Origin of the sequence: Afipia broomeae ATCC 49717, assembly GCF_000314675.2 — a bacterium.
In the GTDB taxonomy this organism is placed as follows: domain Bacteria; phylum Pseudomonadota; class Alphaproteobacteria; order Rhizobiales; family Xanthobacteraceae; genus Afipia; species Afipia broomeae.
Genome location: NZ_KB375282.1, coordinates 1,705,199 through 1,723,856, shown reverse-complemented (window position 1 = coordinate 1,723,856; position 18,658 = coordinate 1,705,199). Strand labels below are relative to the sequence as shown.

At 61.9% G+C, this 18,658-nt stretch carries 20 protein-coding genes; 8 read left to right on the top strand and 12 right to left on the bottom strand.

What is annotated here, in order from left to right; genetic code table 11:
• The first annotated feature begins 30 nt into the window (after window positions 1-30).
• On the top strand, window positions 31-1,104 hold the full coding sequence (locus HMPREF9695_RS07935) for a GlxA family transcriptional regulator (protein WP_006020313.1): 1,074 nt from the start codon (window positions 31-33) through the stop codon (window positions 1,102-1,104).
• Between the two features lie 29 nt (window positions 1,105-1,133).
• On the opposite strand, the gene alkB is transcribed toward HMPREF9695_RS07935, so the two are convergent.
• Entirely contained in the window at window positions 1,134-1,781 is a 648-nt protein-coding gene (gene alkB, locus HMPREF9695_RS07930; RefSeq protein ID WP_006020312.1) for a DNA oxidative demethylase AlkB, read from the bottom strand.
• Between the two features lie 158 nt (window positions 1,782-1,939).
• On the bottom strand, window positions 1,940-2,974 hold the full coding sequence (locus tag HMPREF9695_RS07925; RefSeq protein ID WP_006020311.1) for a glutamine synthetase beta-grasp domain-containing protein: 1,035 nt from the start codon (window positions 2,972-2,974) through the stop codon (window positions 1,940-1,942).
• Between the two features lie 461 nt (window positions 2,975-3,435).
• Here HMPREF9695_RS07925 and HMPREF9695_RS25680 point away from each other — a divergent pair, with 461 nt between their 5' ends.
• Window positions 3,436-3,612 (top strand): DUF2735 domain-containing protein, encoded by a 177-nt coding sequence (locus tag HMPREF9695_RS25680; RefSeq protein ID WP_006020310.1) that lies wholly within the window; start codon window positions 3,436-3,438, stop codon window positions 3,610-3,612.
• 115 nt (window positions 3,613-3,727) lie between these two features.
• Here HMPREF9695_RS25680 and HMPREF9695_RS07920 read toward each other — a convergent pair whose 3' ends face one another.
• The 6 genes from HMPREF9695_RS07920 to HMPREF9695_RS07895 form a co-directional block, all read right to left on the bottom strand.
• Window positions 3,728-4,663: a glutaminase gene (locus tag HMPREF9695_RS07920; protein WP_041712005.1), complete on the bottom strand. Its 936-nt coding sequence runs from the start codon at window positions 4,661-4,663 to the stop codon at window positions 3,728-3,730.
• Window positions 4,664-4,787: 124 nt separating this feature from the next.
• A complete protein-coding gene (locus HMPREF9695_RS07915; RefSeq protein WP_006020308.1) occupies window positions 4,788-5,528 on the bottom strand; it encodes a 2OG-Fe(II) oxygenase in 741 nt (246 codons plus the stop codon).
• Window positions 5,529-5,603: 75 nt separating this feature from the next.
• On the bottom strand, window positions 5,604-7,106 hold the full coding sequence (gene ppx / locus HMPREF9695_RS07910; protein ID WP_041712004.1) for an exopolyphosphatase: 1,503 nt from the start codon (window positions 7,104-7,106) through the stop codon (window positions 5,604-5,606).
• A gap of 46 nt (window positions 7,107-7,152) precedes the next feature.
• Window positions 7,153-9,339 carry an RNA degradosome polyphosphate kinase gene (locus HMPREF9695_RS07905; RefSeq protein WP_006020306.1) on the bottom strand — a complete coding sequence of 729 codons (2,187 nt, stop codon included), beginning with the start codon at window positions 9,337-9,339 and terminating at the stop codon, window positions 7,153-7,155.
• Window positions 9,340-9,467: 128 nt separating this feature from the next.
• The gene (locus HMPREF9695_RS07900) at window positions 9,468-10,151 is read right to left on the bottom strand and encodes a P-loop NTPase family protein (RefSeq protein ID WP_006020305.1); all 684 of its coding nucleotides are present in this window, start codon (window positions 10,149-10,151) and stop codon (window positions 9,468-9,470) included.
• A 49-nt stretch (window positions 10,152-10,200) separates the two neighbouring features.
• Window positions 10,201-10,746 (bottom strand): CDP-alcohol phosphatidyltransferase family protein, encoded by a 546-nt coding sequence (locus HMPREF9695_RS07895; protein ID WP_006020304.1) that lies wholly within the window; start codon window positions 10,744-10,746, stop codon window positions 10,201-10,203.
• A 206-nt stretch (window positions 10,747-10,952) separates the two neighbouring features.
• Here HMPREF9695_RS07895 and purM point away from each other — a divergent pair, with 206 nt between their 5' ends.
• Together purM and purN are read left to right on the top strand one after the other, a co-directional pair.
• Entirely contained in the window at window positions 10,953-12,026 is a 1,074-nt protein-coding gene (purM, locus tag HMPREF9695_RS07890) for a phosphoribosylformylglycinamidine cyclo-ligase (RefSeq protein ID WP_006020303.1), read from the top strand.
• Window position 12,027: 1 nt separating this feature from the next.
• Window positions 12,028-12,684 (top strand): phosphoribosylglycinamide formyltransferase, encoded by a 657-nt coding sequence (gene purN / locus HMPREF9695_RS07885; RefSeq protein WP_006020302.1) that lies wholly within the window; start codon window positions 12,028-12,030, stop codon window positions 12,682-12,684.
• Here purN and HMPREF9695_RS07880 read toward each other — a convergent pair.
• Both HMPREF9695_RS07880 and HMPREF9695_RS07875 read right to left on the bottom strand, forming a co-directional pair.
• Window positions 12,677-14,011 (bottom strand): PQQ-dependent sugar dehydrogenase, encoded by a 1,335-nt coding sequence (locus tag HMPREF9695_RS07880; RefSeq protein WP_006020301.1) that lies wholly within the window; start codon window positions 14,009-14,011, stop codon window positions 12,677-12,679. The two genes, purN and HMPREF9695_RS07880, sit on opposite strands and share 8 nt — an antisense overlap.
• Before the next feature lie 161 nt (window positions 14,012-14,172).
• Window positions 14,173-14,376 (bottom strand): cold-shock protein, encoded by a 204-nt coding sequence (locus HMPREF9695_RS07875; protein WP_006020300.1) that lies wholly within the window; start codon window positions 14,374-14,376, stop codon window positions 14,173-14,175.
• A gap of 358 nt (window positions 14,377-14,734) precedes the next feature.
• On the opposite strand from HMPREF9695_RS07875, the gene HMPREF9695_RS07870 reads away from it, so the two are divergent.
• Window positions 14,735-15,781, top strand: a complete 1,047-nt coding sequence (locus tag HMPREF9695_RS07870; protein ID WP_006020299.1) for an autotransporter outer membrane beta-barrel domain-containing protein — start codon at window positions 14,735-14,737, stop codon at window positions 15,779-15,781.
• A gap of 99 nt (window positions 15,782-15,880) precedes the next feature.
• Here HMPREF9695_RS07870 and HMPREF9695_RS07865 read toward each other — a convergent pair whose 3' ends face one another.
• Both HMPREF9695_RS07865 and ndk read right to left on the bottom strand, forming a co-directional pair.
• Entirely contained in the window at window positions 15,881-16,720 is an 840-nt protein-coding gene (locus HMPREF9695_RS07865) for a TerC family protein (RefSeq protein WP_006020298.1), read from the bottom strand.
• 39 nt (window positions 16,721-16,759) lie between these two features.
• Complete coding sequence (gene ndk, locus HMPREF9695_RS07860; RefSeq protein ID WP_006020297.1) at window positions 16,760-17,182, bottom strand: nucleoside-diphosphate kinase; 423 nt, start codon at window positions 17,180-17,182, stop codon at window positions 16,760-16,762.
• A gap of 317 nt (window positions 17,183-17,499) precedes the next feature.
• Between ndk and HMPREF9695_RS07855 the strand changes: the two genes are divergently transcribed.
• The 3 genes from HMPREF9695_RS07855 to HMPREF9695_RS07845 all read left to right on the top strand — a co-directional run bounded on the left by HMPREF9695_RS07855 (window position 17,500) and on the right by HMPREF9695_RS07845 (window position 18,569).
• Window positions 17,500-17,757 (top strand): hypothetical protein, encoded by a 258-nt coding sequence (locus tag HMPREF9695_RS07855; RefSeq protein ID WP_006020296.1) that lies wholly within the window; start codon window positions 17,500-17,502, stop codon window positions 17,755-17,757.
• A gap of 162 nt (window positions 17,758-17,919) precedes the next feature.
• Complete coding sequence (locus tag HMPREF9695_RS07850) at window positions 17,920-18,168, top strand: hypothetical protein (protein WP_006020295.1); 249 nt, start codon at window positions 17,920-17,922, stop codon at window positions 18,166-18,168.
• Between the two features lie 194 nt (window positions 18,169-18,362).
• On the top strand, window positions 18,363-18,569 hold the full coding sequence (locus HMPREF9695_RS07845; RefSeq protein WP_006020294.1) for a hypothetical protein: 207 nt from the start codon (window positions 18,363-18,365) through the stop codon (window positions 18,567-18,569).
• The last annotated feature ends 89 nt before the right edge of the window (window positions 18,570-18,658 follow it).

Here is an 18,658-nt window from a genome sequence, read left to right as displayed (position 1 = left end):
TCAGGCGTCCCAAGGACACAGGTGGAAAGCATGGCCAGGCAAGAAAATTCAGTGGTGCCCTCCAAGAGCATTGTCACCGAGCATGCGAAGCGCGTGCTCGATGTCACGGTTGTCCTTCTGGAGGACGGCTACGCGTCAACGGCAATCGGCCCGATCGAGGTGTTTCATTCGGCGGGCCTGCTGTGGGAATGGCTGCACGGCACGCCGCCTGACAATCCGCCGTTCCGGGTCCGGATCGCGTCGCTCGACGGCAACAGCGTGACCAGCCTTTGCTCGTTGGGATTGACCCCGAACTGTTCGATCCATGAGATCGAACACACCGACATCATCATTCTTCCCGCTTCAGGTTGGGACGTGATGGACCGGATTGCGAAGAACAGCGCTCTCCTGCCCTGGCTGCGCGAACGTTACGCGAAAGGCGCCTACATCGCAGGTGTCTGCACCGGCGTTGCCTTCCTTGCCGAATGCGGATTGCTCGACGGCCGCGAGGCGACCACGCACTGGGGCGTGGCGGACATCATGCGCCAGCGCTATCCCAAAGTGATCTGGCGGCCGGACCGCTTCGTGACCGAAGACGGACGGCTGTTCTGCAGCGGCGGGGTTTATGCATCGCTGGATATCAGCCTTTATCTGGTGGAGAAATTCTGCGGTCACGAGATTGCCCTGCGCTGCGCGAAGGCGTTGCTGCTCAGCATGCCGCGCAGCCGCCAATCCGGATACTCGGTGGTGCCGCTGTCCCATCCCCATTCCGATGACAAGATCAGGGACGCGGAAGAATATCTGCAGGCGCATCTGGAGAAACCGATATCGATCGATCTGCTCGCCGACCGCGCCGGAATGGGTCAGCGCAACTTCATCCGGCGCTTCAAGGCGGCGACCGGGCGCGTGCCCGGCGAATATGTGCAGATGCTGCGTGTGGCGGCGGCCAAGGAAATGCTGGAGCAAGGCGCGTCCTCCATTCAGGCCGTCTCGATCAAGATCGGCTATGAGGACGTCGCCTTCTTCAGGAGCCTGTTCAAGCGGCATACCGGCCTGACGCCTGCGAACTATCGCGCCCGCTTTGCCAACATGACATTCGATCGCGGCGAACTCGTCTCCGGATAACGCTTCAGCACATTTTTCGACAAAGCGCTTCAGCGCGTCTTTCTAAACGTCAGATTGATGCGCTGAGGACCAAGCAGCGGATGCTCGCCCTCCGCCAGCGGCATCACGCCGTGATAGGCCAGCCGCGCCGGCCCGCCCCATGCGACGACATCGCCATGGATCAGCCGGTAGCGCACGGTCTTGTCGGAGCGGTTCAGGCCGCCGAACAGGAATGTCGCGGGTAATCCGAGCGACACCGAGACGATCGGCGCATTGAAATCCAGTTCGTCCTTGTCCTGATGGAGCGATAACTTGGCGCCGGGCTCATAGCGATTGATGAGACAGGCGTCGGGGCGAAAATCGGCGAAGCCTGCTTTGGCGGCGGCGCGTGCCGCCAGATCCGCAAACACAGCCGGCATCTGCGGCCATGGATGACCGCCGACAGGATCGATGGGATCATAGCGATAGCCAGTGCGATCGCTGACCCAGCCGACCCTTCCGCAGTTGGTCATGGCCACCGACATCCGGTGGCCGCCGGGCGTGACCAGATGACGGAACGGCGCACGGGCGATGATCGCACTCACCGCCTCGATCAACGACGCTTCAAGCGGCCTCGCAAACCCGGCAAGCAGCATCGCGCCCGGCGCGAGTTGCACATCGCGCTGGTCCACAATGTCGCCGTCGAACAGATCACGCATCTCTGGGCCTGGAGTGAACGACGCGATTCACGCGTCCCTCACCGACCTCATCCGATTCAAGGCGATGCTTCCACCCGATTCCCGGAAATTGCTGTCCATAAAAACAAACCGGGCGGAAGCTTGCGCTTCCGCCCGGCGTCATTTGAACCCGAGGAACCTTAGGCCGCAGCCTTCTTCGAGGTCGGAACTTCCGAGATCGTCTTCAGGATCTGCGAAGCGATCTGGTAGGGGTCGCCCTGCGAGTTCGGGCGGCGGTCTTCCAGATAGCCCTTGTAGTCATTGTTGATGAAGGAGTGCGGGACGCGGATCGAAGCGCCGCGGTCCGCCACGCCGTAGGAGAACTTGTTCCAAGGCGCGGTCTCGTGCTTGCCGGTCAGACGCTTGTCGTTGTCCGGGCCGTAGACGGCGATGTGATCCATCAGGTTCTTGTCGAACTGCTTCATCAAGGCTTCGAAGTAGTCCTTGCCGCCGACCGTGCGCATGTACTCGGTCGAGAAGTTGGCGTGCATGCCCGAGCCGTTCCAGTCGGTATCGCCGAGCGGCTTGCAGTGGAATTCGATATCGATGCCGTACTTCTCGGTGAGACGCAGAAGCAGGTAACGCGCGATCCACATCTCGTCAGCGGCCTTCTTGGAGCCCTTGCCGAAAATCTGGAATTCCCACTGGCCCTTCGCCACTTCGGCATTGATGCCTTCGTGGTTGATGCCGGCGGCGAGACACAGGTTGAGGTGCTCTTCGACGATCTCGCGGGCGACCGAGCCGACGTTGCTGTAGCCGACGCCCGTGTAGTACGGACCCTGCGGTGCCGGATAACCAGCCTCAGGGAAGCCGAGCGGACGCCCGTCCTTGTAGAAGAAGTATTCCTGCTCGAAGCCGAACCATGCGCCGGCATCATCGAGAATGGTCGCGCGCTTGTTCGACGAGTGCGGGGTCTTGCCATCGGGCATCATGACTTCGCACATCACGAGCGCACCGTTGATGCGTGCTGCGTCCGGATAGACAGCGACAGGCTTCAGAACGCAATCCGAGCTGTGGCCTTCGGCCTGCTGGGTCGAGCTTCCGTCGAAGCCCCAGAGCGGGAGCTGTTCGAGGGTCGGAAACGCATCGAATTCCTTGATCTGGGTTTTTCCGCGAAGGTTCGGGGTCGGCGTATAGCCATCGAGCCAGATGTACTCGAGCTTGTACTTTGTCATTTCGGTCTCTCTTGAGTGAAAGATTGCGGCGCTAAATTCCCGGCCGGTTTAGCCGCCGAGGGGACCCGGCCGCAAACGGCTGACGCCTTAACAAGCATTTAACGTGCCAACCAGCCCCCTCATGGACCGTGATCCTGAGCCGATCGACCGGTCCTCCTGGCCAGCCACTTTGCCCGCCGCAACCAGGTGATTCGCAGACCTGTTCGTCCGAGTGCGTGTTTTTACGCCACTTTTTTCGCCTGCCTCGTTTGGTGGCGGCGGTATTCAAGACGCTTAGCCGCGGAAACCCTTCAAGTGCGAGAGCGTTAAGATTTCAGGCGCATGCTGAGTGAAGGCGCAGAATCGAAGATGCGCAAATTATATGCATTTGCCTGCTTTTTATAGGGCAAACCGCGCAAAAGACGTGCGTTCCTCTTACATTAGTTCTCCACGCGATAACCGCGCAACAAGAGGAGACTGGAATGACACCTAATTCGACCCAGCCGACGGCCAAGATCTACCAATTCCCTGTTGGTGGCCGTGCGGCGCCCAGCAGCCGTAGCGAGCCTGCCAAGCCGACACTGGACTACGCCGTCTCCGGCAGCGGCTGGTACCACGAAGCCGCTATTGAAGACGCCAAACGGGGCAGCGAACACTGATGCCGCGCGCCGCCATGACGCCCGGGTGGCCTGACCGCCCGGTGACCAGCGACGTCAAATAAAGGGTCGAAGCATCGCGCTTCGGCCCTTTTCCTTTGGGCGTGTGCCCTGCCCGTTACGCACCGAAGATCGACCAGCCCATCCGCTTGCTGAGAGTTTCAAGCGCATCACGGCCCAGCCGGGAGTTGCCGTTGGCATCGAGACCCGGTGACCAGACCGCGATGGAGGCCTTGCCCGGCGCAATGGCCAGGATGCCGCCGCCGACGCCGCTCTTTCCCGGCAAACCCACCCGATAGGCAAATTCCCCCGAGCCATCGTAATGCCCGCATGTCAGCATCACCGCGTTGATGCGCCGCGCCCGCTCCGGCGGAACGACCAGAAATCCGGTCGACGGATTGCGACCCGAGTGCGCGAGAAACCGCCCCGCCATCGCAAGCTGGCGGCACGACATGGAGATTGCGCATTGATGGAAATAGACGCCGAGCGTCAGTTCAACAGGATTTTCGATAACCCCGAACGACTTCATGTAATTGCCGAGCGCGATGTTGCGAAAACCGGTGCGCTGCTCGGATGCCGCGACAGACTCATCGATCTTGATCGAGGAGTCGCCTGAGAGGAACTGCATGAATCTCAGGATTTCGCCCAGCGTTTCGCGGGGCTGATGCCCGGACAGAATGGCATCGGTCACGGCGATCGCGCCGGCATTGATGAAGGGATTGCGCGGGATACCGCGTTCGCGCTCAAGCTGAACGATCGAGTTGAACGGGCTGCCCGACGGCTCGCGCCCCACCCGCTGCCACAGCTTGTCGCCGATCATGCCCAATGCGAGCGTGAATGTGAACACCTTGGAAATGCTTTGAATCGAAAACGACGTGTCGGCGTCACCGCCCGCCGCGATATGTCCGCTGGAATCGACCACGACGAGACCGAACGAGTTGACATCAACGCCAGCCAGTTCGGGAATATAGGTCGCGACGTCTCCGCGATCCTTTCTTTCGATCATCTCGTCGGCGATTTCCTTGACGACGCGATCCAGGGTAGCATTGCTCATTGCGGCTTCGGCTTCTGATTGCGGACACACGGTCTTACCGAACGTGGTCATATGCGACAACCGTGCCAACGCGACAGGCGCGCCAAAAGCGACAAACGCTGCTCAAATCGCCGTGGACTGCCTGTTATTTTGCGTCGTGGAAAATGATGCCGACGGTATGCCGGTGACCGGAACGGAGCTGGCTGACGCCATGGCGCAAATTAACGCGATAGGTCCCGCGCGTGCCCTGAACCGGCCGGTGATGAACCGCGAACACCACGGCATCGCCCTGCTTCAGCGGCACCACCGCTGCGCGTGACTGCATGCGCGGACGCTGCTCCGTCAGCACGAACTCGCCGCCGGTGAAATCGCGCTCCGGTTCCGACAGCAGGATTGCGACCTGCAACGGAAACACATGCTCGCCGTACAGGTCCTGATGCAGGCAATTGTAGTCGCCCGCGTTGTACTGGAGTAGCAAAGGCGTCGGCCGGGTCTGCCCGGCCTCGTGGCAGCGCGTGATGAAATCGGCGTGCTCCGCGGGATAACGAACGTCGATGCCCATCGACTCGTTCCAGCGATTGGCGATCGGCGCCAGTTGCGGATACAGCGCCGTCCGCAATGCCGAGATGATATCCGGCAGCGGATAGGAAAAATACTTGTACTCGCCGCGCCCGAAGCCGTGACGTGCCATGATGATGTGGCTGCGGAAGATGCCATCCTCGCCGTAGAGACCGGCGAGCGAACCGCATTCATCGGGTGACAGCAGCCGCGGCAGAACCGCCCAGCCATTGCCATCGAGATGCGTTGCGATGTCGGGCCAGTCCATCGCCTCGACACGCGTCGGCGCCTGCGACGCCCGCGTTTTGACTTTTGCTGATGCGACCATGTCCGGGCTCCTGTCTGATGCCCCGAACTAATTCAATGGCGACGGGCCTTCCACCCGATTTCCGGCGGGATGGAACTACGGCTTCACGATCGTGGCAGTGCGCCCGATCAGACGGGCGAGCTGCTTGAAGCGATTGACGACACGGTCGGCGGCAAGATCTGCGGCCCGCTTGTCGAACACCAGGATAAGCTTGCGGCCCTGATTGCGGAAATGCGTGTGCGGCAGCACGCCGCGCTGCGCCGCGGATATCATGAAGGCAACGCGGAAGGCGGCACCGATCAGGCGCGCGCGATCGACCATCGCGGGCGGAATGAGCGCGCGCACGGCTTGCGGCGCCTCGTTCTCCGCGTTCAATCCGGCGTAGCGATAATAGGCCGCGAGCGCGAGAAACACCCTGCCCTCGTGAGTCACCGCGCCGAAATTCCCGTTGATGATGAAATCGAGCGATTGCTCGCCGCGATGATCCGGATGAGCCCGCCAGGCTGCGTCGGACAGCCAGCACGCCGCATGACGCAGCCGCTTCTCGTCCTCGCTTTCGCGCAGGCCCGCGACCCTGAACAGCTTGTCGGTCCACACGATCAGATCGTCGGCGTGGCGCGGCGAACGCGCGCGCAGTTCGTTCATGGTCTGCGCCGTGGCGATCAGCCCGTCTTTCTGCTGCTCCTTTTCAGGCAGCATCTCATAGAGCAATCCTTCGCGAACGCCGTAGGTCGAGAACACGATGTTCTTCGGCTTCGCGACGCGGATGATGTATTCGAGCACGAGCGCCGCGTAGGTCAGCAGCGGGCGGCGGGCATCGGCCACAGTCTCGATGTCGGCGAGCGTATTGCTTGCAGCCAGACGGCGGAGCCGCCGTACAAAGTCCAGCGCGTCGGCCGCCGGAATGGTGTAGCCGTGCATCACGTGCAGCGGATAGCCGCTCTGGATGATATGGATGCGTGCCAGCGCGCGCCATGTGCCGCCGACCGCATAGAACGTCCGGCCCGCGCCCGCCTTGAGCTGCGGCAATCCGGTCAGCCCGGCGGCGACGATACGCTCCGCCTTCTTCAGCGATTTCTGCGACGCATCCTGCAACGCGAGGCCGCCGAGCGGCAGTGTCGTGCCCGAGCGAATGCGCTGGCCGCGCACATCGATGAGTTCGAGCGAGCCGCCGCCGAGATCGCCGACGATGCCGTCCGGCTTGTAGACGCCCGACGCGACGCCGAGCGCAGACAGCTTCGCTTCGCGCGCGCCCGACAGGATATTGATGGGACAGCCGCAGATGCGCTCGGCCTTGGCGATGAAGTCCGGCCCGTTGGTCGCGTCGCGGCAAGCTGCGGTGGCGATCGCATGGACCTCGCCGACCTTCATGATCTTGCAAAGCGCCTTGAACCGCTTGAGCGCCGCCAGCGCCTTTTCGACGGCGTCTGCCGCGAGCAGTCCGGTCGACTGCACTTCGCGGCCGAGACCGCAAAGTGTTTTCTCGTTGAAGATCGGTGCGAGATTGCGCGTCTTGTCCTCGTAGACAACAAGACGGACCGAGTTCGATCCGATGTCGATGACGGCGACGCTTTTCGATGGCTTGCGCGCAGGACGAATCCGCTCGCGAACGAGTGCCGGGCTCACGGATTCGTTCTTCGAACCACTAACGCTCCGAACGGCGCGTAAGACGGCGTGGCGAAGATTCTTTAAGCGACTTTCCACGGCCTGACAGACTCGGATTCGTCATGAAGTAATCGTGCACGTTGAAAGGTTCCTCGCCTTTCGCGGCCTTCATACGCGTTGACGACCCGTCCGGCAACAACTGCCAGCTCTGTTCATTATCCTTCAGGTTCGCGACCATGATTTGTTCGAGAACCTGCTGATGCACCGTAGGATTTTGCAGCGGGCACAACACCTCGACCCGGCGGTCGAGATTGCGCGGCATCATATCTGCCGACGAGATATACACAGCAGCCTTCGCACTCGGCAGGCCATGGCCCATGCCGAAGCAGTAGATTCGCCCGTGTTCAAGGAACCGGCCGATGATCGACTTGACCCGGATGTTCTCCGAAAGTCCGGGAACACCGGGACGCAGACAGCAGATTCCGCGGATCACCAGATCGATCGAAACGCCGGCCTGCGAGGCGTCATAGAGCGCGTCGATGATGTCGGGATCGACCAGCGAGTTCATCTTCAGCCAGATCGCCGCCGGCTTGCCGTGCCGCGCGAAGTTCGCTTCGCCGTGAATGTGTTCGAGCATCCGCTTGCGCAGTGTCAGCGGCGACACGCCCATCTTCTCGATGTCGCGCGGTTCCGCGTAGCCGGTGATGTAGTTGAAGACACGCGCAGCATCGCGTGCGATCACCGGATCGGATGTGAAATACGACAGGTCGGTATAGATGCGCGCAGTGACCGGATGATAGTTGCCGGTCCCGGCGTGAACATAAGTCGTCAGCCCCGCGCCTTCCCGGCGCACCACCAGCGACAGCTTGGCGTGAGTCTTGAGTTCAAGGAATCCATAGACCACCTGAACGCCAGCGCGTTCGAGATCGCGCGCCCAGCGGATGTTGGCTTCTTCATCGAAGCGCGCTTTCAGTTCGACCAGCGCGGTCACCGACTTGCCGGCTTCGGCGGCTTCGGCAAGCGTGCGCACGATCGGTGAATCGCGCGAGGTGCGATAGAGCGTCTGCTTGATCGCGACCACATCCGGATCGCGCGCGGCCTGCTGCAGGAACTGCACGACGACGTCGAACGATTCATAAGGGTGATGGACGATGAGATCCTTTTGACGGATCGCCGCGAAGATATCGCCGCCGTGATCGCGGACGCGCTCGGGATGACGCGGCACATAGGGTGTGAATTCGAGATCGGGACGATCGAGCCGTGTCAGTTGCGACAGCTCGTTCATGGCGAGCACACCGTCAACCAGCAGCACGTCATCATCAGGAGTGGACAACGCGCGCTGCACGAAGGCGCGCAAGTCGTCGGGCATATGGGCTTCGATTTCGAGGCGGATCACCGATCCGCGGCGGCGCCGCTTCAGCGCCGACTCGAACAGGCGAACGAGATCTTCGGCTTCTTCTTCGATTTCCAGTTCGGAATCGCGGATGATGCGGAACGCTCCCTCACCCTTGACGACGTAGCCCGGGAACAACCGGCCGATGAACAGTGCCGTGGCCTGTTCAAGCGTGATGAGACGGACCGAGCCGTCCTTGCCCGCAGGCAATCGGATGAAGCGGTCGATCTTGCCCGGCATGCGGATCAGCGCGTTCATCGCCTTGCCGTCGGACACGCGCGCCAGATGCAGCGCGATGGTGAAGCCGAGACTCGGAATGAACGGGAACGGATGCGCCGGGTCGATCGCAAGCGGCGTCAACAGCGGGAAAATGTTGTGAAGGAAGTGATCTTCGATCCAGGAGCCTTCCGCCTTGGTGACGTCCTTGCCGTCGACCAAGACGATGCCGACTTCAGCGAGCGCGCTGCGCAGATCGCGCCAGATCGCCTGCTGGTCGCTCGCTAGCTTCGAGACGGTCTCATTGATCTTGGCGAGTTGCTCGGTGGGCGTCGAGCCGTCCGGGCTGCGCTCCGTGATCCCTTCGCGGACCTGAGCCTTGAGGCCCGCGACGCGGACCATGAAGAACTCATCAAGGTTATTGGCAGAAATCGACAGGAACCGGACCCGCTCCAGCAGCGGGTGGTTCGGATTGACCGCTTCCTCGAGCACACGGCGGTTGAAATGAAGCCACGACAGTTCGCGGTTGATGAAGCGTTCCGGGCCCGATCCGATCGCCGACGCGAGCGCTAGCTCTTCATTTTCTTCTTTTTTTACAGCAGTTTGCGCGGCATCCATGAAGCGAGACCCTATTTCACGTCATTTGGCCCCAAACTTAGGCCTGTTCCACGGAGACAATGTGCCAGTGTCATGACAGTTCGATGACATGATGGGCCAGGAAGTCTTAAGGACCAAGCCCTGCGCGGTCAGGCCGCAGGATCTTTCAGCAGCTCCGCGGCTAGGGCGCGGGTCACCGGCCGGCGCAGCCGCAGCGCCTCCTCGTCCAGCAATTCGACCGTCCGCCGCGCCGCAGCGAACGACCGCTCGATGCGGGTCGAGAGGTAACTCACGAGCCCTTCGTCTACGGTCATCTGGCGGTCGGCACAGAACTTGACGATCAGCGCGCGGAACAACTGGTCGTCCGGCGGGGTCAGCGCGACCACCGGTACCGCACGCAGCCGCGAGCGCAGATCCCGCAATTCCACCGGAAACACCGAAGGCAGCGCCCGCCCGGTCATCAGGACATAGGCTTCGTCCTCGCGGGCGAGATTCAAGAGATGGAATAGCGCGCGCTCGTCGAAGGCCGCGGGATCGAGATCGTCGACCACAAGCGCCCCGGTCGCGAGTTCGCCGGGGACATTGGCCGCGGTCAGCGTATGGGCCGCAACCGACCGTGCGCCAGCTTCGGCGGCCCAGATCGATGCAAGATGGCTTTTGCCGCTGCCCTCCGGCCCCACCAGCATCATCACGCGATTGGGCCAGTCGGGCCATGCGTCGATCAGCGCAAGCGCCTGTGCGTTGGCAGAACCCTCAAGGAAATTGTCGCGCGTCAGGCTTTCGGCATGCGGCAGCGCAAAGGCCAACTGACGAGGGCGGACGCGAGCTACCACGCAAGACTCCTGGCCGAACCGTACGCAACATGCGGCTTGTGAAATCGTATCACGGGATTGGCGCAGTCGCGCTCATGTGCCGTGCCCACTCCACGAGATAGAAGGACACCGAAAGCAGCGTCAAGACCGTCACGAAACCCGCCAGAATGACCTCATAGGGCGATGCATTGAACTGGAAGCCGAGCGAGGCCAGCACCAGTGCCGCGAATGCCACCTGAGCCACGGTGTTCAACTTGGAGACCATCAGCGGCTTCATCGGAACCGGATTGTCGAGCAGCCACGAGATGATCACCGCGCCCACGATCATGAAGTCGCGCGACACCACGAGAATGACCAGCCAGCGCGGAATGTCGCCCGAGATTCCGAGCGTGACGTAGATCGAGACCAGCAGCGCCTTGTCGGCCACGGGATCGAGCAACGCTCCGATCTCGGTGGTCATATTGAATCGCTTGGCGAGGAATCCATCGATGGCATCGCTGACCCCCGCCACCACGAAGATCACGAAGGCGATGGTCATCTGGTTCGACGCGATCGCCCAGACGATGACCGGCACCAGCAGGATGCGGCCCAAGGTAATGATGTTTGGCAGATTCACGCGACTTTTTCCCGGCTGCTCCTGTTTTAACGGGCCCCGGACGGCTTGCATAGGATACGGGGATGCGGCGGACCGCCCGGGGGCCCTTCTCCCAGCTATGCACAGCCTGCCCGGCGGCCATTGCGCCAGCGCAAAATCCGACGTAACCACCGGCTAACTCGGAAGGCGCTGTAGAAAGAGGCGAATTTCGGATTCGGGGCACTCGTATGACCGACCAAAAAACCGGCCTGACCTATTCATCCGCTGGCGTCGATATTGACGCCGGAAACCGGCTCGTGGACCTCATCAAGCCGCTGGTCCGCGCCACCGCGCGGGCGGGCGCCGATGCCGAAATCGGCGGATTCGGCGGGCTGTTCGACCTCAAGGCCGCCGGCTTCAAGGACCCCATTCTGGTCGCCGCCACTGACGGCGTCGGCACCAAGGTCAAGATCGCCATCGAAACCGGCATCCACGGCGGTATCGGCATCGACCTCGTGGCGATGTCGGTCAACGACCTCGTGGTTCAGGGCGCCGAGCCGCTGTTCTTTCTGGACTACTTTGCCTGCGGCAAGCTCGACCCAGAGGCCACTGCCTCGATTGTCGCGGGTGTCGCCGAGGGCTGCCGCGAATCCGGCTGCGCGCTGATCGGCGGCGAGACAGCCGAAATGCCCGGCCTCTACAAGGACGGCGACTATGACCTCGCAGGTTTCGCAGTCGGCGCGGCCGAGCGCGGCACGCTGCTGCCGCATAAGGACATCGGCCCCGGCGACGCGGTGATCGGCCTCGCCTCCTCCGGCGTTCATTCCAACGGTTTCTCGCTGGTGCGCAAGGTCGTCGAGACATCCGGAGTGACGTTCGACGCGCCGGCCCCCTTCGCACCCGTCATGACCCTTGGCGGCGCCCTGCTTGCCCCGACCAAGCTTTATGTGAAGTCGTGCCTTGCGGCGATCCGCCAGACCGGCGCGGTCAAGGGTCTCGCGCACATCACCGGCGGCGGCTTCACCGACAACATTCCGCGCGTGCTGCCGAAACATCTCGGCGTCCGTATCAATCTGGCCGCTGTTCCCGTCCTGCCGGTGTTCAAGTGGCTGGCCGCCGAGGGCAACATCGCCGAACTCGAATTGTTGCGCACCTTCAACTGCGGCATCGGCATGATCGCCATCGTCAAGCGTGAACAACTGGTCGAGGTGATGGACGTGTTCGCGCAGAACGGCGAGCGCGTGGTCGATCTCGGCGAAGTCGTCGCAGCCTCCAGCGACGAGCGCGTGATCTACGACGGCCACCTGAACCTGGCGGATTGAGATGGCACGACGCCGCGTCGCCATTCTGATTTCGGGACGCGGCTCGAACATGACCGCGCTGATCGAGGCCGCGAAGGCCAAGGACTATCCCGCCGAAATCGTTCTGGTGATGTCCAACATCGCGGGCGCCGGCGGCCTCGCGAAGGCCGGTGACGCCGGGATCGAAACCGCGACCGTCGAAAGCAAGCCGTTCGGCAAGGACCGCGAAGCGTTCGAGCGCAAGCTCAATGAGACGCTCATTGCCCACAACATCGAGCTCGTGTGCCTCGCTGGATTCCTGCGCCTGCTCACGCCGTGGTTCGTCAGGCAATGGGAAGGCCGGATGCTGAACATTCATCCGGCGCTGCTGCCGTCCTACAAAGGCCTCCACACGCACGAGCGCGCACTGGCCGACGGCGTCAAGATTCACGGCGCGACGGTGCATTTCGTGGTGCCGGAAATGGATTCCGGGCCGATCATCATGCAAGGCGCGGTCGCCGTCCGCGATGACGACACACCGGACACGCTGGCTACCCGTGTGCTCGGTGTCGAGCATTGTATCTATCCGAACTCGCTGCGGCTTGTGGCCAGCGGGCGTACCCGTCTCGAAAACGGGGTGTGCAAATCCGACGCGAGCGGCAGTCCCGACGACGCTCTGATCTCGCCCGAGGTTATCTAGCGGCTGACTTCGCTGCCGGCGTGACGCGCCACACCGCGTTGCCGACATCATCGGCCACCAGCAACGCGCCCTGCTTGTCGATCGTGACGCCGACAGGCCTGCCCCGCGCTTCACCCCTGTCGCTCAAGAAGCCGGTGAGAATGTCCTGCGGCTTGCCCGACGGCATGCCGTCCTTGAACGGCACGAAGATCACCTTGTAGCCGCTGCGCGGATTTCTGTTCCACGATCCATGCTGGCCGACGAATGCGCCGTTCTTGAACGACTCCGGAAACAGATCGCCCTGGTAGAAGGTCAGTCCCAGCGATGCGGTGTGCGGACCGAGGGCATAATCCGGCACAATCGCCTTGGCCACGAGGTCCGGGCGCTGCGGATTGACGCGCACGTCCACATGCTGCCCGAAATAGCTGTAGGGCCAGCCGTAAAATCCACCATCCTTCACCGACGTCATGTAATCCGGAACGAGATCGCTGCCGATTTCGTCACGCTCATTGACCACGACCCACAATGCGCGGCTCTGCGGCTGCCATGCCGGCCCGTTCGGATTGCGCAGCCCCGACGCGAACACGCGCGACGCTCCGGTTGCGATATCGATCTCGAGCACGGCTGCGCGGTTTTTTTCGGCCTCGATGCCGTTCTCGCCGACGTTGCTGTTGGAGCCAACGGTGGCATAGAGCTTGGTGCCATCAAGGCTCGCCACCAGATCCTTGGTCCAGTGATGATTGATGCGACCGCCGGGCAGATCGGCCACCTTCACACCCGGGGTCGTGATCTTCATGTCGCCTTCGCGGTAGGAAAACTTCAGGATCGCATCGGTATCGGCGACATAGAAATCATTTCCGACCAGTGCCATCCCAAATGGCGAGTTCAGTTTCTCGAGAAAGACGGACCGCTGCTCGGCCTTGCCGTCACCATCAGCGTCACGCAGCAGCGTAATGCGGTTCGCGCTCGGCACGCCTGCGCCCGCACGTCCCATCACCATTTTCGTCACCCATCCCTTGATTCCGGCGCCATCGTCGGGCTTCGGCGGGGCATTGGTTTCCGCGACCAGCACATCGCCGTTCGGCAGCACAAACAGCGTGCGCGGATGGTCCAATCCGGACGCCAGCGCCGCGACGGAGAAGCCGTCGGCGGCTTTCGGCTTCTCACCTGCCGGCCAGCCCGTGGCGGTGGCGATGTTGATCGTGGGAATCCAGGAGCTCTTGGGCTCGGGAAGCGTGGGCTGCGGGCCGTAGCCCTGCTCGATGGGAACGTCTGCCTTCTCGTTGCAGGCGGCGAGGGTCAAGGCGAGCGCCCCGATCAAAAGGATGGTGCGGCTGTTGCTGTACATGGATGGTCCTCAATGTTCCCCAGCAACGCACAGATCCGCCAACCGTTCATGACACAAATTAGCGATCACGGAGAATTCACGCTCTGCGCTGAACTTATAGGCACAAACAAAAACCCCCGGCTGGTGGCCGGGGGAGCACCGCATTCCTTCGTCTCGCGACGTCAGGAAACTTTCAGATTTTCCGCCGATGACTTGCCGCGATTTTCCACGAGATCGTACTCGACTGTCTGATTTTCATTGAGGGTCGAAAGCCCCGCGCGCTCGACCGCCGAGATGTGCACGAACACGTCCTTGTCACCGACCGCCGGTTTGATGAAACCGTAGCCTTTGGTCGGGTTGAACCACTTCACCGTACCTTTTGCCAACGTCCGTCTCCTCGTCCAGATATAAAAAAGGCGCGGTCACGCTCATCGCGTGCCACGCCGCTAGCGGGCTTCAAATGTCTTGCAGAAGAATGTCGTGTCTTCCAAGTCCACAGCCGAACGGCCCAAATCCGATTGCGGCAACAATCCCAACATGAAAATTTCGCCTTAGCAAGACTGCAAAGCACGACAAATGCCTGTGGCATCAGCACCACAACGGGTCCGAATGCCCAGCGGCGGGCATGGCAGCAAGTTGACGCAGGCGACGGATTCAGGGCAAATCGCACAACGCATTTGCAACAAATCCTTTTGAGTTCCCGTTTTTATGAAAATGACAGCGTCGCGACCGAGCATATGCCGGATGAAGGTGCTGTACGCGGCTGCGTCCGGCCTGACCGTGCTGTGTGCCGCATCGAGCGCCAGCGCACAGTTCGCGCCTATCCCAAACGTCACCGACAACGCCTCCCAGCTTTCGGTGGGCGCCTCGCAACTCGACATCGGCAGCAGCTTTCTTCAGCGTCTGGGCCGCGAAGCGACCACCGGATATGCCGCGCGGGACAATTCGGGTGGCGGCGGCGCATCGCAAAGCACGGCCGAGCCTCTGTACCGGACATGGGCTGAAACCTATGGCATCCGCGCGCGCACGGCTGCGCAAGGCACCTTCGTAGGCGACAAGCGCGGGACGCTGGGCATTGTCGGCGGTATCGGCGCCACCATCGCGCCCGGCCTGAATGTCGGCTTCTCGGTCGATCAGAGCCACACCTGGATCGACGTGCCGCTTGCGCTGCAAACCGCAACACTCGACATGACGCAACTCGGCATCAACGCGTCTTACAGCAACGGCCCATGGACCGTTGCGATGGCGGCGGTCCATGGCTTTGCCCGCATCAGTTCGATACGCGCGACGCCGCTCGGCAGCGCGTTTGCCAACTATCGCGGCAGCATCGACGGCGTGCTCGGCGAACTCAACTACACCTATTCCGTCGGCCAGAGCCGCATCGTGCCGAAAGTCGCGCTCGAATACGTCACAGCCCGCACCGACCGTTTCTCCGAATCCGGCGGATTTCTTCCCGTGACGGTTGCCGATGGACATGGCGAACGCGCCCGTGTGCTCGCAGGCGCCGAGTTCGGGCACTACTGGATCGTCGGCCAGCGGGCGATCGACGTCTCGGTCTACGGCAAGTTCGTCGACAATTTCGCGCAGAACATCGGCACCGTGCAGGTCAGCCTCGGCAGCAACGCCATCGGCGTGCAGGGCATTCGCGAAAGCCGCAACGGCGCCGATGCCGGTGCTGCGGCATCATGGATTCTCAGCAACACGGCGCGGCTCTACGCCAACTACGATGGCCGCTTCCGCAGCGGCTACGAGTCGCACCAGGGAACAGTCGGCGTCGAGCTGAAGTGGTAGGCGGCTGAATGCGCGCATAGCGCGGCAGCAATTGTCCGTAAACGACAACGTCCCGGCTTTCACCGGGACGTTTTCATGTCTGGAACCTTGATCGTAGCCTTACGCCGCCGCTGGAGCTTCGTGCTGCTCGCGCAGCGCCCGCTTTCGCCAGATCGAGCCGACCACCAGCACCACGATCACGCCGAGCACGGCGAGCGAAAGCTCCCCGATCTCACCATTAAACTTGAGGTGCTTGGCAAAGCCGAACATCGCCGAGGTCGTATCGACGTCAAGCGCGATATGACCGTCGAGCACGCGGTGCAGCCAGGGAGCAACGGCGGGGTCGGTGGCGATCACCTCGCCTGCGATCCAGCCGAGCAGCGCTGCACCGAGCCAGACCAGAGCCGGCAGGCGATCGAGCAGCGCCATGATCAGCGCCGCACCGGCAACGATCATCGGGATGCTGATGGCGAGGCCGAGGATCAGCAGGATCGCGCTGCCATTGGCGGCGGCGGCGACTGCAATCACGTTGTCGAGGCTCATGATGATATCCGCGACAGCGACGATGCGCACCGCGGCCCACAGATGGGCTGCGGCCTGCACGCCGTCCTCGTCTTCCTTTTCAGGCACGAGGAGCTTTGCCGCAATCACCAGCAGCGCGAGGCCGCCGATCAGTTTCAGGAACGGCATCGTCATGAGTGTCACAACGATGAAGGTGAAGATGATACGCAGGAACACTGCGACACCTGCACCCAGGATCATGCCCCAGACGCGCTGCTTGGGCTGCAATCCACGGCACGCCAGCGCGATGACCAGCGCGTTGTCGCCGGACAGCAGCACGTTGATCCAGATGATTTTGGTCAGGGCGACCCAGAACTGAGGTTGCTGAATCTCATTCTCGAACTGAGTGATGAGGCCGCCTATTGTGGCGGGATCGAAAATCTGAGCAATCCAGTTCACGTTAAAGGCCCCCCGACCATTTTGTTACCGGCCGTTAAATCAGCCGACGATTTCATTCCCCGAAAAGAACTGCGCGATCTCGATCGCGGCGGTCTCCGCAGCGTCAGAGCCGTGCACCGAGTTTTCGCCGATCGACTTGGCGTGCGCCTTGCGGATGGTGCCTTCGGCAGCCTTCGACGGATCGGTCGCGCCCATCACGTCGCGGTACTTCAGGATGGCGCCCTCGCCTTCGAGAACCTGCACAACGACCGGACCGGAAATCATGAAGTCGACCAGTTCGCCGAAGAACGGACGGGCCTTGTGCACGGCGTAGAAAGTTTCGGCCTGCGCACGGGTCATCAGAATGCGCTTCTGTGCGACGATCCGCAGTCCGGCCTTCTCGATGATGGCGTTGACGGCGCCGGTCAGATTACGCGCGGTCGCGTCAGGCTTGATAATCGAAAAGGTGCGCTCAATCGCCATGGTACTGTCCTCGAAGCATGTCTGTTGGAAGGTTTGCCGCGCTTATAACGGCGCGGTGATGCAACGGCAAGCTGGTATACCAGAAGCCTCGCCCGGAATGGACGGCATCCCGCTCCCGATACCTTCATGGCAAGCGCCTGCCAAGGGCCTCCCGGAAGTTACTGCGATTTCATTGAGATGAATGCTGCCTGACAAGGGCGTGCCGGTTCAGTTCAGGATCGCACAGCTAGTGTGTTCAGCGTAGGCCGGCATCGGTTGCCCACGAACATTCAGCGAGGCGTCCGGCTGCGTCTCAGATCGAATTCGAGGAGATCATCATGATGCGTAAACTCATTCTCGCATGCGCAGCAGTTGCGGCTCTTGGCGCGGCTGCATTCACTCCGTCCACTGCTTCCGCCCATGGATGGCATGGCGGATACGGCTGGCACGGCGGCGGTTTCCACCGCGGCTGGGGCGGTCCGCGCTTCATCGGCGGCCCCGTTTACTTCGGTGGCGGCTATGGCGGCTGCTACGTACGCCGTCTGGTTCCGACGCCGTGGGGCTATCGCTACCGGCTGGTGAACCGCTGCTACTGATCCAGACCTGCACAACCGCTTCCCCGAGACTTGACCGGCCGCCACAAGCGGCCGGTCTTTTTTGTCGCACCCTCGCCGTGGATCGAACCGCCCTCGCGGACGCATCGACAGACATGCAGGGACACATCAAGGCGCCCTGCGCTAAACCGAAGGAGACTTGTCATGTTGCGCAAACTCGTTCTTGGACTGGCTGCTGTCGCTGCTCTGTCCACCACTGCCATGCTTCCCGCCGCGGCTTCTGCCAAGGGGTGGAAAGGCGGCTGGCATCATCATCACCATCACGGCCACTGGGGCGGCGGCTACGGCCTCTACGTCGGCGGTTATGGCGCGGGTTACGGCGGCTGCTACGTGAAGCGCTTGGTCGATACGCCGTACGGTCTTCGCTATCGGATCGTGAACGTTTGCTTCTAAGCGGATCGCATCCGCTCCTTCCTCAGACCCCCGGCAGCGACCCTGTTCGGGGGTTTCTTCACAAGTTCCATGGTTCCCGCTGTTTAAATTTTTACCGAATCAAAACCATCCGAGCAAAACCCGTGAACGAACGGCGTAGCAACGCATTGGTCTCGTGATATTGAATAGAACTTGAAGCGAATTGGAGTTTGGCTATGCCGACCCGTTTGAACGCTCCTGATGTCCCTCTCGATCACATCCACAGCGAGGCCGTCTGGCAGGGCATTGGAGAAAGACTGCGCGATTCACTCAACCGCGAAAAAACCGACATACCGCAGCGTCTGGGCTCGCTGATTGCCCGGCTGCCGGAACTCGATGGCGAAACGGCTCCATCGCTGGTACCTGACATGGAAACGCACTAGGCGTTGTCCTTGCTACCCGGGATCGCGCACGCCGAAAGCGCCGCGGTCCATCACAAATTGCCCTGACAAAGCTGTTGCGTTCGGCGGCC